Genomic DNA, 14,997 nt, shown 5'->3' with positions numbered 1-14,997 from the left:
CGGTCAGGTAGATGATGGGCATGCCCCCGGAAACCCCTGGAGTTCAATGTGAACGCTAACAGTTACGTGGTCGGAGTGGACTTCGGCACGCTCTCCGGCCGTGCCGTCGTCGTCCGCGTGAGCGACGGCGCGGAGCTGGGCAGCGCCGTGCACGAGTACGCCCACCGGGTCATCGAGCACGAGCTGCCCGGCTCCGGCGTGCGCCTCGGGCCCGACTGGGCGCTGCAGTCGCCGCAGGACTGGATCGACGTGCTCAGCAACGCCGTCCCCCAGGCGATCGCCGCCGCCGGTGTACGTCCTGAGGAGATCGTCGGCATCGGCACCGACTTCACGGCCTGCACCGTGCTGCCCACCACGGCCGACGGCACCCCGCTGTGCTTCGAGACGCCCGACGAGCCGCACGCCTGGCCGAAGTTGTGGAAGCACCACGCCGCCCAGCCGCACGCCGACCGGATCAACGAGCTGGCCGCGCGCCGCGGCGAGGGCTGGCTGCCGCGCTACGGCGGCAAGATCTCCTCGGAGTGGGAGTTCGCCAAGGCCCTGCAGGTCCTGGAGGAGGCCCCCGAGGTGTACGCCAGGGCCGAGCGCTGGATCGAGGCGGCCGACTGGATCATCTGGCAGCTCACCGGCGTCGAGAGCCGCAACATCTGCACGGTCGGCTACAAGGGGATCTTCCAGGACGGCGCGTACCCGTCCGAGGAGTACCTGGCCGAGCTCGACCCGGGCTTCGCCGGCTTCGTCGGCAAGCTCGCCACCGGCGCGGTCGGCGAGAAGGTCGGCGGCGTCACGCTGGCCCACCTCGGCGGGCTCGCCGGCCGGGTGACCGCCCGGGCGTCCGCGTGGACCGGCGTCCCCGAGGGCGTCGCCGTGGCCGTCGGCAACGTCGACGCGCACGTCACGGCCGCCGCCGCCGACGCCGTCAGGCCCGGCCAGATGGTGGCCATCATGGGCACCTCGACCTGCCACATCATGCCGAGCGACCAGCTCGCGGAGGTGCCCGGCATGTGCGGCGTCGTCCGCGACGGCATCGTGCCCGGCCTGTGGGGTTACGAGGCCGGGCAGTCCGCGGTCGGCGACATCTTCGCCTGGTTCGTGGACAACCACGTCCCCGCCTCCTACGTGGCGCAGGCCGGCGAGCAGGGCCTGCACGCGTACCTCACCACCCTGGCCGAGAAGCAGGAGGTCGGCGAGCACGGGCTCGTCGCGCTCGACTGGTTCGGCGGCAACCGCTCGGTGCTGGTCGACCACAACCTCTCCGGCGTGATCGTCGGCCAGACCCTGGCCACCAAGCCGGAGGACGTCTACCGCGCGCTCATCGAGTCGACCGCGTTCGGCACCCGGATGATCGTGGAGACGTTCGAGCGGGCGGGCGTGCCGGTCGAGGAGTTCATCGTGGCCGGCGGGCTGCTGAAGAACCCGTTCCTCATGCAGGTCTACGCCGACGTGCTGCGCCGGCCGCTGTCGGTCATCGGCTCCGACCAGGGGCCCGCGCTCGGCTCGGCGATCCACGCCGCCGTCGCCGCCGGGGCCTACCCGGGCATCGAGGAGGCCGCCGCGGCCATGGGCAAGCGCACCGAGAACGCGTACGTGCCCGACACGGCCCGCGCCGACGCCTACGACCGGCTCTACGCCGAGTACCGCCGGCTCCACGACTTCTTCGCCGACGGGCGGATGCTGCACACCCTCCGAGCGATCAGGAACGAGGCAAGCAAGTGAGGAAAATCGTTGCGGACCTGCATGCCGAGCTCGTCCGCTACAACCTGGTCGCCTGGACGGCCGGCAACGTCTCGGGGCGCGTCCCCGGTGCGGACCTGTTCGTCATCAAGCCGTCGGGCGTCTCCTACGACGAGCTGACGCCGGAGAACATGGTCGTCTGCGACCTCGACGGCAACCTCGTGGAGGGCGAGCACGCCCCGTCCAGCGACACGGCCGCGCACGCGTACGTCTACCGCAACATGCCCGAGGTCGGCGGCGTCGTGCACACCCACTCCACCTACGCCTCGGCCTGGGCGGCGCGCGGCGAGGCCATCCCGTGCGTGCTGACCGCGATGGCCGACGAGTTCGGCGGCGAGATCCCGGTGGGCCCGTTCGCGCTGATCGGCGACGACTCCATCGGCCAGGGCATCGTCGAGACGCTCAAGGGCCACCGCTCCCCGGCGGTCCTCATGCGGAACCACGGCGTCTTCACCATCGGCAAGGACCCGAAGGCCGCGGTGAAGGCCGCCGTCATGTGCGAGGACGTGGCCCGCACGGTGCACGTGGCCCGCCAGCTCGGCACCCCGCTGCCCATCGCGCAGGACGACATCGACCGCCTGTACGACCGCTATCAGAACGTCTACGGACAGAGGAGCCCGCGTTGAAGATCTGGTTTCTGACCGGCAGTCAGGGACTGTACGGCGAGGACACGCTGCGTCAGGTTGCCGAGCAGTCGCAGGGCATCGCCGCGCAGCTCCCCGTCGAGGTGGAGTGGAAGCCCGTCCTGACCGACGCCGCGGCCATCAGGCGGATCATGCTCGACGCCAACGCCGACGACGCGTGCGCCGGCGTGATCGCGTGGATGCACACCTTCTCCCCGGCCAAGATGTGGATCGCCGGGCTCGACGCGCTGCGCAAGCCGCTGCTCCACCTGCACACGCAGGCCAACGTGGAGCTGCCGTGGAGCACCATCGACATGGACTTCATGAACCTCAACCAGGCCGCCCACGGCGACCGCGAGTTCGGGTTCGTCCAGACGCGGCTCGGCGTGCCGCGCAAGACCGTGGCCGGACACGTCAGCGACCCCGCCGTGGCCGAGCGCATCCTGGCCTGGGAGCGCGCCGCCCGGGGCGCAGCCGAGCTGCGCACGCTGAAGCTGGCCCGCTTCGGTGACAACATGCGCGACGTCGCCGTCACCGAGGGCGACAAGGTCGAGGCGCAGCTGCGCTTCGGCGTCTCGGTCAACACCTACGGCGTCAACGACCTGGTCGAGGCCGTGGACGCGGCCTCCGACGCCGACGTGACGGCGCTGGTCAAGGAGTACGCCGAGCAGTACACCGTGACCCCCGAGCTGCTCGGCGAGCGGAGCGAGTCGCTGCGCTACGCCGCCCGCATCGAGCTGGGCCTGCGGAGCTTCCTGGAAGCGGGCGGGTTCAAGGCGTTCACCACGAACTTCGAGGACCTCGGCGGGCTGCGCCAGCTGCCCGGCCTGGCCGTGCAGCGGCTCATGGCCGACGGCTACGGCTTCGGCGGCGAGGGCGACTGGAAGACCTCGGTGCTGCTGCGCACGCTCAAGGCCATGACGCCGGGCGGGACCTCCTTCATGGAGGACTACACCTACAACCTCACACCCGGCAACGAGCTCATCCTCGGCGCCCACATGCTGGAGGTCTGCCCGTCGATCGCGGCCGGCCGGCCGTCGTGCGAGATCCACCCGCTCAGCATCGGCAACCGGGAGGACCCGGTGCGGCTGGTGTTCGACGCCGAGCCCGGCCCCGGCATCGTCGTCGGCCTGGCCGACATGGGCGAGCGGTTCAGGCTGGTGGCCAACGAGATCGACGTTGTGGCGCCGCCGGAGCCGCTGCCCAAGCTGCCGGTGGCCCGCGCGGTGTGGCGCCCGCGGCCGAACCTGCGCACCTCGACCGAGTCGTGGCTCACCGCCGGCGCGCCGCACCACACGGTGCTGTCGAAGGCCGTCGGCCGCGAGGAGCTGACCGACCTGGCCGAGATGCTGGGCGTGGAGCTGGTGGTCATCGACGCCGACACGACGACCGAGCGGCTGACGAAGGAGCTGCGCTGGAACCAGGCGTACTACCGCCTGGCCCAGGGCTTCTAGTCGCTTCTAGTCGTCGTCCTGCTTCTTCGGGGCGTTCCTGCGCTGCTCCTCGGCGCGCTCGCGGCAGCGGCGCAGGAACTCCTCGTCGTCGTCGGGGTCGGTGGCGGCGAAGCGGCCGGGGCGGTCGTACTCGGGGAAGGCGCTCGGCCGGGCGGTGGCCGGGCGCAGCCGCTCGGGGCGGCCCGCCACCAGCCAGGCGACCGAGCCGATCAGCGGCAGGAAGAGCACGATGATCACCCAGAGGGTCTTCTGCAGGTTGCGGCAGAGCTCCTCCGGCGTGGTGATCGCCTCGAAGAGGCAGTAGAGCCAGAGCACGAGCGTGGCCAGGCCGGCGGCCTGGGAGAGATAGAGCACCGCACACCTCCGTCAGCGGCACCAGAACCTAGCGGGCACCGGCTGTGCTGACAAGCGGATGTTCTTGAGGAACCTGCTGTGGGAAGGTAAGGCCGTGACGCTGACCAATTGGGCGGGAAACACCGTCTTTCAGGCTAAAGACGTCCATCATCCGGTTTCGCTGGACGAGCTCCGGCGGCTCGTCGCCTCCTCGCCGCGCGTGCGGGCCCTGGGCAGCGGACACTCCTTCAACCACGTCGCCGACACCACGGGCGAGCTGGTCGTGCTGGACCGGATGCCCGAACGGGCGGAGATCGACGCCGCGGCGGCCACCGTGCGGGTCGGCGGCCGCGTGACGTACGCGCGGCTCGCGCCGCTGCTGCACGAGGCCGGGTTCGCGCTGGCGAACATGGCCTCGCTGCCGCACATCTCCGTGGCGGGCTCGGTCGCCACCGCCACGCACGGCTCCGGCGACGCCGTCCCGTGCCTGGCCGCCGCCGTGTCGGGGATCGAGCTCGTCACGGCCGACGGCTCGCTGCTGTCGCTCTCGCGCGGCGACGCCGACTTCCCCGGATCGGTCGTCGCGCTCGGTGCCCTCGGCGTCGTCACCTCGCTCACACTGGACCTGGTGCCCGCCTTCGAGCTGCGCCAGTACGTCCGCGACGGCCTGCCCCTGGACGCCCTCGACCACTTCGACGCGATCATGTCGAGCGGCTACAGCGTCAGCCTGTTCACCGACTGGCGCGACACCCGCGTCTGGGTCAAGCGCGCCGAGGAGCTGACCGACCCCGACTGGTACGGCACCCGCCCCGCCGACGGCCCCCGCCACCCGCTGCCCGGCATGCCGGCCGACAGCTGCACGCAGCAGCTCGGCGTCCCCGGCCCCTGGTACGAGCGGCTGCCGCACTTCCGCGCCGACCACGAGCCCAGCGGCGCCGGCGACGAGCTGCAGTCGGAGCTGCTGCTGCCGAGGGAGAACGCGGTCGCGGCGCTGCGCGCGCTGTTCGCGATCGGTGAGCGCATCCGGCCGGTCCTGCACATCTCCGAGGTACGCTCGATCGCCGCCGACGAGCTGTGGCTCAGCCCGTTCCGCGGGCGCGACGCCGTGGGCGTGCACTTCACCTGGAAGAAGGACGTCGCCGGGGTCATGCCGGTGCTGGAGCTGGTGGAGGAGACGCTGGCGCCGTACGGGCCGCTGCCGCACTGGGGGAAGCTGTTCACCCGGTGGCCCGCGTGCCCCGACGACTTCCGTGAGCTGGCGCGCCGGCTCGACCCGGACGGCAAGTTCGCCAACGACTTCACCCGGCTACTGCTGGCGGAGTAGGCCGTTCCCGGCGCCGTGCGCCTCACGAGGTAGCCGGTCACCGGTCCGGAGGACGATGCGGCGGCCGTGCCCGTGGGCGATCGTGAGGGCATGACGAATCATCCGTTCAGGTTCGGCGTGGTCGGCTGGCAGGCCCCCGGCGCGGCCGCGTGGACCGGCCTGGCCCGCCGGGCGGAGGGCCTCGGATACGCGACCTTCCTGGTGCCCGACACGCTGGCCACGCAGGCGCCGTTCACCGCCGTCGCCGTCGCCGCGACGGCCACCACGACCCTGCGCGTCGGCACGTACGTGCTCAGCGCCCCCAACCGGACGCCGGCGGCCGTGGCGTGGGAGACCGCCACCCTGCAGACGCTCACCGACGGCCGGTTCGAGCTGGGTCTCGGCGCCGGCCGGCCGGACGCCGAACGGGACGCGGCCACGCTCGGCGTCGCGTTCGGCACGCCGAGCCGGCGCATCGAGCGGCTCTCCGACACCATCGACGCCGTGAAGGACGTGCGGATCATGGTGGCCGCGTCCGGCACCCGGCTGCTCAGGCTGGCCGGGCAGAAGGCCGACACCGTGGCGCTGGGCGTGCCGCCGCAGACCACCGAGGAACAGGTGGCGGCCAAGGTGGACGAGCTGTACGAGCTGGCCGGCGACCGTTTCCCCGCGCTGGAGCTCAACATGAACCTGGCCTGCGCCGGCACCGAGCCGCCGGACTGGGCGCTCGCCCGCTTCGGCCGCACCGGCACCGGCATCCTGACCGGCACCGCCGCCGAGATGGCCGACACCCTTCTGCGCCGCAGGGACCGGCTCGGGGTGTCCTATGTGACGGTGAACGCACAGTTCATGGACGACTTCGCGCCCGTCGTGGAGCGTCTCGCGGGTACCTGACGTGATGTGACAGGTACGACCGGCATGCTCCTTCCCATGACCGCAAAGGGAACCTTCGAGACCGCCGGCTGGACCCCGCAACCGCCGTTCGACGACCGCGACGGCGTCACGCTGGGGGTCGTGACCCTCACCAAGACCTTCGAGGGCGACCTCGCCGGCACGAGCGTCGTCACGATGATGGTGGCGACCACGCCGGTGGAGGACTCACGCTCGTACGTCGCCCTCGAACGCGTCGAGGGCACCCTGGACGGCCGGGCCGGCGGCTTCGTCGTCCAGCACAACGCGGTGAGCGACCGTGGCGGGCAGTCGCTGCGGGTCTCGGTCGTGCCCGACTCGGCGACCGGCGAGCTGCGGGGGCTGCGGGGCGAGCTGGACATCACCATCGACTCTGACGGCACCCACCACTACACGTTCGACTACACCCTCTGACGGCCGGCCACGGGAGCTCGCCGCGGATCCTCCGGACGGAAGCGTCGCGGGGGACCCAGGGCGGTGGCGCCGTCACTCATGCTCGACGCCCCCCGGGGGCCAGAGGGTGTCTTCGTGGTCCGGGTGGGCCGCCGGCTCGACGACGGGCCGGGCGAAAAGAAGTGGCCATGAGGCGCGACTCGTGAAACGGTCGGGGTCTGATGATCCGGTGGACCGAGGCGGGGGTTGAGCGATCGGCGGTCTGGCGTTCGGCGCTGGGTGTGCCGCCGCCTGGGCGCGTCGTCCTGGCCGACGACCGGATGCGGGCCGCCACCGCGTACCGGCTGGCCTCCGAGGGCACCGCGCTGCTGTGGCGCGGTGACTTCCACAACGCGCGCCAGTTGCTCGCCGCGCTCGGCCGCCGCTGCAAGCCGGCCCCGCCCGGCGGCGGCTTCCACCGCCACCGCCAGGCCCGCGCGCAGCGCGCGCACACGCTCGGCATGCTGCTCGTCCCGTACGCCGAGGGGCACGTCGTGGAGTTGCCCCGCGCGCCGGACGTCCGTGATGCCTGCGCCGAGGCGTACGGCGCCGACGCGTCCCCGGCGGTCGGGCAGCTGCGTGAGCTGCTCGGCGTGATCGGCGCGCATGAGTGGCGCAAGAAGGGCGTGCTGGTGCCGGCGCTCGGCGCCCGCATCCACCCCCACTACGGTGTGTTCCCTCCGACCAGGGCCGAGTACGTCGATCTGGTGGACCGCGCGCCGCTGCCCGGCGACCGGCTGGCGTTCGACGTCGGCACGGGCACCGGCGTGCTGGCGGCCGTGCTGGCCCGGCGGAGCGTCCGCCGTGTCGTGGCCACCGACATCGATCCGCGTGCGGTGGCCTGCGCCGCGGACAACGTCGCCCGCCTCGGGCTGACCGGACGGGTCGAGGTGACGCGGGCCGACCTCTTCCCGCCGGGCCGCGCCCCGCTGATCGTCTGCAACCCGCCGTGGCTGCCCGTCAAGCCCGCCTCCGCGCTCGACCAGGCCGTCTACGACCCCGGCGGCCGGATGTTACGCGCCTTCCTGGCCGGGCTGAGCGCGCACCTGGAGCCACAGGGCGAGGGCTGGCTCATCCTGTCCGACCTGGCCGAACACCTCGGCCTCCGCACCCGTGCCGAGCTCCTGGAGGAGTTCGCGCAGGCCGGCCTGCGCGTCACCGGCCGGCTGGACACCACCCCGAACCACCATCGCCCCCGCGACCCCGCCGACCCCCTGCATGTGGCGCGCAGCGCCGAGGTCACGTCCCTCTGGCGCCTGACCTCCTGACGCCGGCTCACCCCGAGCGGCGCACCTGCGCCGTGCCGTTCCTCACTCCTGCTGGAGGACGGAAGCGACGCGGGCGGGGAGGGCGTGGCGGCGTGAAGTGGTTCGTATGTTAGGCGGGCCTGCTTTGCGGCAGGAGAGATATATGCATATTGCGGGGGTACAGACCGTTTTGCCCGATCACCGCTACGAGCAGGCGGAGATCACCGAGGCGTTCTCCCGGCTGACCGAATGCGACGAGGAGCTGCTGAAACGATTTCACGCGGCCACCGGCGTCCAGGGACGCAACCTGGCCCTCCCGCTGGACGGCTACGCCAAGCTCGACTCGTTCGCCCGGGCCAACGACGCGTACGTCGAAGCGGCCCTCGACCTCGCCGAGCAGGCCATGCGCGGCGCGTTGAAGAAGTCGGGCATGCGGCCCGAGAAGATCGACCACCTGGTGCTCTGCTCCACCACGGGCCTGGCCACGCCGTCACTCGACGCGAGACTGGCGCAGCGGGTGGGGTTGCGTCCTGACGTCAAGCGGGTGCCCGTGTTCGGGCTGGGCTGCGCGGCCGGCGCGTCCGGGCTCTCCCGGCTGCACGACTACCTGCGGGGCTGGCCCGACCACGTCGCGATGCTGGTCTGCGTCGAGCTGTGCTCGCTCACCATCCAGCGCGACGACACCTCGATCGCGAACCTCATCGCCAGCGGCCTGTTCGGCGACGGCGCGGCGGCCGTCGTGGCCACCGGACGCGGGCACGGCCCGGAGGTCGTCGCCACCCGCAGCAAGCTCTACCCCGGCACCGAGCACCTCATGGGCTGGGACGTCGGCGAGCGCGGCTTCCGCATCGTGCTGGACGCCGAGCTGACCGGCTTCGTCGAGCAGGTGCTGGCCGCCGACATCAAGCGGTTCCTGGCGGACTACGGCCTGACGCCCGACCAGGTCCCCACCTGGGTCTGCCACCCAGGCGGCCCCAAGGTCATCGAGAAGATCGTGGACACGCTCGGCATCCCGCCGCGGGCCCTCGACCTGACCTGGCGCTCGCTGCGCGAGCACGGCAACATGTCGTCGGTCTCGGTGCTGCACGTTCTTCAGCAGACCCGCGGCCGCTCCGGCGCCCCCGCCGTCCTGATGGCGCTGGGCCCCGGATTCTCCGCCGAGCTGCTCCTGCTGCACTGGTGATGGCGTACGCGCTGCTCATCGGCCTGGTCGTGCTCGAACGGCTGGCCGAGCTCGTGGTGGCCCGCCGCAACCTGGCCTGGGCCAGGTCGAAGGGCGGCGTCGAGTACGGCAGGCGCCACTACCCCTGGATCGTCGCCGCCCACGTCGCGCTCCTGGTGGCGGCGCCCGCCGAGGTGTGGCTGCTCGACCGGCCGTTCGTGCCGGTGCTCGGCTGGCCGATGCTCGCGGTCGTCGTCCTGGCCCAGGGGCTGCGCTGGTGGTGCATCGGCACGCTCGGCCGGCGGTGGAACACCCGCGTCGTCGTGGTGCCCGGGATGCCGCTGGTCGACCGGGGGCCGTACCGGTGGCTGCGGCACCCCAACTACGTCGCCGTGGTCGCGGAGGGGATCGCGCTGCCGCTCGTCCACTCGGCGTGGCTGACGGCGCTGGTGTTCACCGCGGTGAACGCGGTCCTTCTCACGATTCGTGTGCGCGTGGAGGATTCGGCCCTGGCACTCTGTAGGTCATGAACGAGACGCTGACGATGATGCGCGAGGCCGCCGCGCGCACCTCCGCGCTGGTCGAGAGCCTGCGCGACGACGAGCTCGGGCTGCCCACCCCGTGCGCCGCCTATGACGTCAAGTCCCTGATCGCCCACCTGGAGTGGGGCGCCGACCTGTTCGTGTCGCTGGCCGGCGACGGCGGGATGCCCCCGCAGCACGAATACACCGGCGACTTCCGCGAGCGGGCCGAGCGGATGCTCGCCGCCTGGGAGGCTCCGGAGGCGTGGGAGGGCGCCAGCCGGACCATGGGCCTGCCGAAGCCGGTGCTCGCCAACATGGCGCTGACCGACCTGGTGGCCCACGGATGGGATCTCGCCAAGGCGACGGGGCGCGACTACGAGGTGGCGGAGAAGACGGCCGCGGTGCTGCTGGAGTTCGGCTCGAAGATGGCGCCGACGGGCCGCGAGAGGGGCGCGTTCGGCCCGGAGGTGCCGGTGCCGGCCGACGCGCCGGTGCTCGACCGGTTCCTCGGCGTCATCGGGCGTGACCCGGCCTGGAAGGCGTGATCCCGCCGTTCTGACCGCCGGGGCCGGTGGCCGCGATCACGTGTTGATCGCGGTTCGCGCTCACTTGCGTCACCGGCCCGGCCACCGCGTACGGCGTTCCGTCGTACGCGGTGGAGGTGGTTGAAATGAAATTTCGTCCTTTAGCGGTCGGGATCGGATTAGTGTCCCTGCTGGGCCTCGCGGCCTGCGCCGGTGGCGAAGGCACGACCAGCGGCGTGCGCGCCCCCATCAGCCAGGACGCGCAACGGAACTCCCCGGCCCCCGAGCGGGCGGACGGCGAGCAGGACACGACCACGGCGCAGATCTCCACGTTCGCCCTCGACGTGGACACCGCCTCGTACGGCTACGCCCGCCGCGCACTGCAGGAGGGCCGCCGTCCGGCGCCCGCCGAGATCCGCCCCGAGGAGTGGGTCAACGCCTTCCGCCAGGACTACGCGCAGCCGCCGGACGACGGGTTCACCGTGCACGTGGACGGCGCGCGGCTGCCGTCACGCGACGAGGCCGTGCTCCGCGTCGGCCTGCAGACGCGCTCCTCGGCGGCGGCCGAGCGGCGGCCCGCCAACCTCACGTTCGTCATCGACGTGTCGGGCTCGATGGCCGAGGCCGGCCGCCTGGACCTGGTCAGGTCGGCCCTGCGCACTCTGCTCGACGAGCTCGGGCCCGGTGACCAGGTCTCGATCGTCTCCTTCAGCGACGAGGCCGAGGTGCTGGCCTCGATGACCCCGCTGACCGCCAGGGACGAGTTGTCCGCCGCGGTGGACCGGCTCGTCACCCAGGGCGGCACCAACCTGGAGGCCGGGCTGGTGGCCGGCTACGAGGAGGCGTCGAAGGGGTTCCGCACGGCCGCCACGAACCGTGTCATCGTGCTCTCCGACGGCCTGGCCAACCAGGGCAGCACCGAGTGGCAGGCCATCCTCGACCGGGTCGAGGAGCACGCCGCCAGGCGGGTCACGCTGCTCACGGTCGGCGTCGGCCGTGAGTACGGCGACGAGCTGATGGAGCAGCTCGCCGACAACGGCGACGGCCTGGCCGTGTACGTCGGCACCGAGGAGGAGGCCGCCGAGGTCTTCACCACGAAGCTCCCCGCCACGATCGAGCTGCGCGCCCGTGACGCCAAGGCGCAGGTCGTCTTCAACCCCTCGGTCGTCGAGAGCTACCGTCTCGTCGGCTACGAGAACCGCGCCCTGGAGGCCGAGGAGTTCCGCGACGACAGCCGCGACGGCGGCGAGATCGGCCCCGGCCACTCCGTCACCGCCCTGTACGCGCTCACGCTCAAGCCCGGCGCCGACGGCCAGCTCGCCCAGGCCACCGTGCGCTGGCAGGACCCCGACACCCGGGTCGCGTCGGAGGCCGGCGCCACCCTGCGCTCGGGCGAGCTGGCCGCCTCACTCACGGACGCGCCCCTGCGCCTGCAGGTGGACATGGTGGTGGCCGCGTTCGCGGAGCACCTGCGCGAAGGAGAGGCGTTCGGGCTGGACCTGGCCGCGCTGGGCGAGCACGCCGAACGGCTGGCCCCCGCCACCGAGGACCCCATGGTGGCGGAGCTGCGCACGCTCATCGACCGCGCGAAAACGGCTGGCTGACGGCGGGGCCCGTCCGGCAGGCTGTCCGCATGGATGTCACGCCTCCCGCCCGGCTGGGCCGGGTCGCGCTGCCCGGCGGCCGGGCGCTCGGCTGGGCCGAGTGGGGCCCCGCGTCCGGCACGCCGGTCGTGCTCTGCCCGGGAGCGGGCACGAGCCGGTGGCTCGGCTTCGGCGCCGGCGTCGTCGAGGAGCTCGGCGTCCGGCTCGTCTCGTTCGACCGGCCGGGGCTCGGCGTCTCCGACCCTGACCCCGGCCGCACGCTCGAGTCCTGGCCGGCCGACGTGGCGGCGGCCGCACGCGAGCTCGGGCTGGGCGAGCTTCGGGTGGTGGGGTTCTCGCAGGGGGCGCCGTTCGCGCTGGCGTGCGCCTGGATCGCGCGCCGGGTGGCGGTCGTGTCGGGGGCCGACGAGGTCGCGTCCTGCCCCGAGGCGCTCCCGGAGGGGCCGCGGGAGCTCGTGGAGCTGACGGCCGCCGATCCGGTGAGGGCCGAGGCGGTCTTCGCCCGGCTCACGCCCACCGTGCTGTGGGACATGATCGTGCCGGGCAGTCCCGCCGTCGACCGGGCCGTCTACGAGCAGCCCGCCTTCGCGCGCGCCTACCGGCGGGCCATGGAGGAGGCCTTCGCCCAGGGCCCGGCCGGGTACGCCCGCGACACCGTGCTGGCGATGGGCCGCTGGCCGTACGCGCTGGAGAAGGTGCCGGTGCCCGTCGACCTCTGGTACGGCGAGCTGGACACCTCCCATTCGCCCGACCGGGGACAGACCCTGACCAGGCGCATCCCCGGAGCACGCCGCCACCTCGTGCCAGGCGTGGGCGGCGCGGTGTTGTGGACACACGCCCGCGAGATCATCCAGACGCTCCTGGGCGATGCGTGACTGTGCTCGGAACGTCGCGAAGTGGGCTACACTCGTACACGCACGAGGGGCTATGGCGCAGTTGGTAGCGCGCCTCCATGGCATGGAGGAGGTCTGGGGTTCGAATCCCCATAGCTCCACCCTTCACGCAGGGCCGTTCCCGTCACCGGGGGCGGCCTTTCGTCATTCTGGAGACCTTCCCGGCCGCCGGAGGCCGAGGAGCTCGACCGGAGTTTCTCGGCGGCGAGCCGTACGCCCGCCACCGGTGCGAAGAGCGCCTCGGCTAGACCGGCGGGTTGAAGCGGTGGTAGCCGGGAGCCGTCCAGGCCGACGGGATCGTGCCGGCGAGGTGGACGTACTCGTCCATCTCGAAGCGCACCACCCGCCGCTCGCCCCACTCCACCCGCGCCCGGCCGGTGAGCTGGAGCGTCTCCCCGCGCTCCCAGTCGGCGAACAGCAGCCCGGCCCCCGGGTCCAGCTCCAGGTTGCCGAGCGTCATGAACATGTTGTTGCCCTGGTAGTCGGGAAAGTCCAGCGAGCGCGGCCCGGTGAGCCGGACGAAGCCGGGATTGCCGCCGCGGTGCGACACGTCCGCACCGAAGCCCTCGGCCCGCGTGGCGACGAAGAACGTGTCGGCCGCCGAGATCCAGGCCTGGTGCCGGCCCTCCAGAATGGTCCCGCGCGCCGGCAGGGAGGGGGTGCCGGGGGCCGAGGTCGGTTCGCGGGTCTGGAGGTATTTGGGGCAGTTCGCATAGACCTGCTCCGTACGGACGACGAGCGTTTCCCCGGCCCGTACGGCGCGGCCGTTCACGCGCATCCTGCGCCGTGTGTGCGGCTCGATGGCCAGCAGGCCGAGGTCGCGCTCGCGCGTGAACAGGCCGTGCAGCGGGTCACCGGCGGCGGGCAGGGCGTGCAGCACGATCGTGCGCTCGCCCCGTGGGTCGGCGAAGCCCCCGGGCCCCGTCAGGGCGGCCGCCCAGATGCGCCCGAGGTCGTCGGCCGCTCCGGCGACGACCATGCGCTGGGCGCGGAGGAACCCCGCCGCCACCTCGGGGATCTCCGGACGGGTGCGCGAGCTGCCGTGACCGCCCTGCCGCACCCCGGCCCGCCGCTGCACGGCGACCTCTCCCGGATGCGACCTCATTAGAAGAACCCGCAGGTCGGCGCGCCCGTGGTGGGTGCGGCCCGGTCGCCGGCGGCGTCGGGGGCGAAGATCTCCAGCCGGATGCCGTCGGGGTCCTCGAAGAACACGCCGCCCGACGAGGCGCCCTCGCCGTGCGGAACGACGCCGTCGTGGTGGATCTTCGCGCCGACGTCCCTGATCACCACCTCCGCCCGCCGCACCGCGTCAAGGTCCGCCACCTGGAACGACAAGTGGTGCAGACCGGGCAGCCCGGCGGCGAAACGGCTCTCGCTCTGCTGCCACAGGGTCAGCACGAGCGTGCCGTCCTGGGCCAGGAACGCGTAGCGCCGCCCGTCCTCCCGGGACTCGCCCGCGACGGTGAAGCCGAAGACCCGCCCGTAGAACTCCTTGGACCTGTCGAGATCGGTGACGTTGAGCCCGATGTGCCCGGTCTGAAAGGACATCCCCTACTCCTCTAACGCATGAAAAGCCGCCTTGCCGTGAGAAACACTATAACGGCAAGGCAGCTAGTTTGGCGTTAGAAGAGGGCTATTTCTTGTGCTCCCGGTAGTGCCGGGCCGCCCGGGCGCGGTTGCCGCACGCGGTCGAGCACCACTCCTGGCGCGGATGCTCCTTGACGAAATAGAGCACGCAGCGGGGGGCCTGGCACGTGCGCAGCGACTCCCGCCCCGGACCGGCGAGGAACTCCACGGCCGCCGTGGCGAGCCGGCCGCGCAGGCGTGCGGACTCGTCGGCCCCCGTGGCGACGGCGGCCAGGGAGGGCCCGCCGTTCCAGCAGAGTTGCGGGGCCGTGGGAGCGGCCAGCGCGGTGGCGTTGACCAGAGCCAGAGACTCCTCGAACGCGGGCAGGCCGGTGGCGTCGGCCCGGCTCGGCGGCCCGGGGGCCACGGCCCTGGCGAACAGCGCCCGGACGGCCTGGCGCAGGCGCAGGGTCTCGTGTCGCAGCTCCTCGTGGGCGGTGAACCCCGGATCGGCGCCCAGGTCGGCGGCGTGCTCGCGGACCCAGGCCGTCATGCCGTCCACGTCTGACAGGAGGTCGGTCATTCCGGTGCGGTCGGCCCTGACCGTGCTGACGAATTCCAGGGCGAGGAAGGACATTGCTCCAATCTAACGTCCGCTCGCCCCTTCGAGCGTGAGACCCGGCCCAGAT

At 72.5% G+C, this 14,997-nt stretch carries 16 protein-coding genes and 1 tRNA gene; 13 read left to right on the top strand and 4 right to left on the bottom strand.

Translation table 11 applies throughout. The features are described from left to right. Nucleotides 1-66 precede the first annotated feature (66 nt). Genes araB through araA form a run of 3 tightly spaced genes read left to right on the top strand, consistent with a single transcriptional unit; the run spans nucleotide 67 to nucleotide 3,811 of the window. Nucleotides 67-1,716, top strand: a complete 1,650-nt coding sequence (araB, locus tag ACIBP6_RS28880; protein ID WP_397057095.1) for a ribulokinase — start codon at nucleotides 67-69, stop codon at nucleotides 1,714-1,716. Continuing rightward, nucleotides 1,713-2,360, top strand: a complete 648-nt coding sequence (locus tag ACIBP6_RS28875; RefSeq protein WP_397057019.1) for an L-ribulose-5-phosphate 4-epimerase — start codon at nucleotides 1,713-1,715, stop codon at nucleotides 2,358-2,360. The genes araB and ACIBP6_RS28875 overlap by 4 nt, the downstream gene beginning before the upstream one ends. After that, nucleotides 2,357-3,811 carry an L-arabinose isomerase gene (gene araA / locus ACIBP6_RS28870; protein ID WP_397057018.1) on the top strand — a complete coding sequence of 485 codons (1,455 nt, stop codon included), beginning with the start codon at nucleotides 2,357-2,359 and terminating at the stop codon, nucleotides 3,809-3,811. The genes ACIBP6_RS28875 and araA overlap by 4 nt, the downstream gene beginning before the upstream one ends. A gap of 6 nt (nucleotides 3,812-3,817) precedes the next feature. Here the strand turns inward: araA and ACIBP6_RS28865 are convergent, their stop codons facing one another. After that, nucleotides 3,818-4,165 carry a PLD nuclease N-terminal domain-containing protein gene (locus tag ACIBP6_RS28865; RefSeq protein ID WP_397057017.1) on the bottom strand — a complete coding sequence of 116 codons (348 nt, stop codon included), beginning with the start codon at nucleotides 4,163-4,165 and terminating at the stop codon, nucleotides 3,818-3,820. Nucleotides 4,166-4,223: 58 nt separating this feature from the next. Between ACIBP6_RS28865 and ACIBP6_RS28860 the strand changes: the two genes are divergently transcribed. The 10 genes from ACIBP6_RS28860 to ACIBP6_RS28815 all read left to right on the top strand — a co-directional run bounded on the left by ACIBP6_RS28860 (nucleotide 4,224) and on the right by ACIBP6_RS28815 (nucleotide 12,843). Then, nucleotides 4,224-5,468 (top strand): FAD-binding protein, encoded by a 1,245-nt coding sequence (locus tag ACIBP6_RS28860; RefSeq protein ID WP_449595271.1) that lies wholly within the window; start codon nucleotides 4,224-4,226, stop codon nucleotides 5,466-5,468. Between the two features lie 90 nt (nucleotides 5,469-5,558). Beyond that, nucleotides 5,559-6,341, top strand: coding sequence for an LLM class flavin-dependent oxidoreductase (locus ACIBP6_RS28855; RefSeq protein WP_397057015.1), 783 nt, complete (start codon nucleotides 5,559-5,561; stop codon nucleotides 6,339-6,341). Nucleotides 6,342-6,377: 36 nt separating this feature from the next. Next, on the top strand, nucleotides 6,378-6,770 hold the full coding sequence (locus tag ACIBP6_RS28850) for a DUF3224 domain-containing protein (protein ID WP_397057014.1): 393 nt from the start codon (nucleotides 6,378-6,380) through the stop codon (nucleotides 6,768-6,770). A 200-nt stretch (nucleotides 6,771-6,970) separates the two neighbouring features. After that, nucleotides 6,971-8,056 (top strand): methyltransferase, encoded by a 1,086-nt coding sequence (locus ACIBP6_RS28845; protein WP_397057013.1) that lies wholly within the window; start codon nucleotides 6,971-6,973, stop codon nucleotides 8,054-8,056. A 142-nt stretch (nucleotides 8,057-8,198) separates the two neighbouring features. After that, nucleotides 8,199-9,218: a type III polyketide synthase gene (locus ACIBP6_RS28840; RefSeq protein WP_397057012.1), complete on the top strand. Its 1,020-nt coding sequence runs from the start codon at nucleotides 8,199-8,201 to the stop codon at nucleotides 9,216-9,218. After that, nucleotides 9,218-9,727, top strand: a complete 510-nt coding sequence (locus ACIBP6_RS28835) for an isoprenylcysteine carboxyl methyltransferase family protein (protein WP_397057094.1) — start codon at nucleotides 9,218-9,220, stop codon at nucleotides 9,725-9,727. The genes ACIBP6_RS28840 and ACIBP6_RS28835 overlap by 1 nt, the downstream gene beginning before the upstream one ends. Next, the gene (locus ACIBP6_RS28830) at nucleotides 9,724-10,266 is read left to right on the top strand and encodes a TIGR03086 family metal-binding protein (protein WP_397057011.1); all 543 of its coding nucleotides are present in this window, start codon (nucleotides 9,724-9,726) and stop codon (nucleotides 10,264-10,266) included. The genes ACIBP6_RS28835 and ACIBP6_RS28830 overlap by 4 nt, the downstream gene beginning before the upstream one ends. A 161-nt stretch (nucleotides 10,267-10,427) precedes the next feature. Then, nucleotides 10,428-11,849 carry a vWA domain-containing protein gene (locus ACIBP6_RS28825; protein ID WP_397057010.1) on the top strand — a complete coding sequence of 474 codons (1,422 nt, stop codon included), beginning with the start codon at nucleotides 10,428-10,430 and terminating at the stop codon, nucleotides 11,847-11,849. A gap of 29 nt (nucleotides 11,850-11,878) precedes the next feature. Continuing rightward, nucleotides 11,879-12,724, top strand: coding sequence for an alpha/beta fold hydrolase (locus ACIBP6_RS28820; RefSeq protein WP_397057009.1), 846 nt, complete (start codon nucleotides 11,879-11,881; stop codon nucleotides 12,722-12,724). A 46-nt stretch (nucleotides 12,725-12,770) separates the two neighbouring features. After that, nucleotides 12,771-12,843: transfer RNA gene (locus tag ACIBP6_RS28815), tRNA-Ala, on the top strand. Between the two features lie 143 nt (nucleotides 12,844-12,986). On the opposite strand, the gene ACIBP6_RS28810 is transcribed toward ACIBP6_RS28815, so the two are convergent. From ACIBP6_RS28810 to ACIBP6_RS28800, 3 genes are all read right to left on the bottom strand, one after another. After that, nucleotides 12,987-13,847 carry a pyridoxamine 5'-phosphate oxidase family protein gene (locus tag ACIBP6_RS28810; protein WP_397057008.1) on the bottom strand — a complete coding sequence of 287 codons (861 nt, stop codon included), beginning with the start codon at nucleotides 13,845-13,847 and terminating at the stop codon, nucleotides 12,987-12,989. Beyond that, nucleotides 13,847-14,290: a VOC family protein gene (locus ACIBP6_RS28805; protein WP_397057007.1), complete on the bottom strand. Its 444-nt coding sequence runs from the start codon at nucleotides 14,288-14,290 to the stop codon at nucleotides 13,847-13,849. The genes ACIBP6_RS28810 and ACIBP6_RS28805 overlap by 1 nt, the downstream gene beginning before the upstream one ends. Nucleotides 14,291-14,375: 85 nt before the next feature. Further along, nucleotides 14,376-14,945 (bottom strand): CGNR zinc finger domain-containing protein, encoded by a 570-nt coding sequence (locus ACIBP6_RS28800; RefSeq protein ID WP_397057006.1) that lies wholly within the window; start codon nucleotides 14,943-14,945, stop codon nucleotides 14,376-14,378. Between the last annotated feature and the right edge of the window lie 52 nt (nucleotides 14,946-14,997).

Source organism: Nonomuraea terrae, assembly GCF_044465245.1.
GTDB lineage: Bacteria > Actinomycetota > Actinomycetes > Streptosporangiales > Streptosporangiaceae > Nonomuraea > Nonomuraea terrae.
Note: the sequence above shows the minus strand (reverse complement) of the source record. Positions and strands in the feature narration are given on the sequence as shown.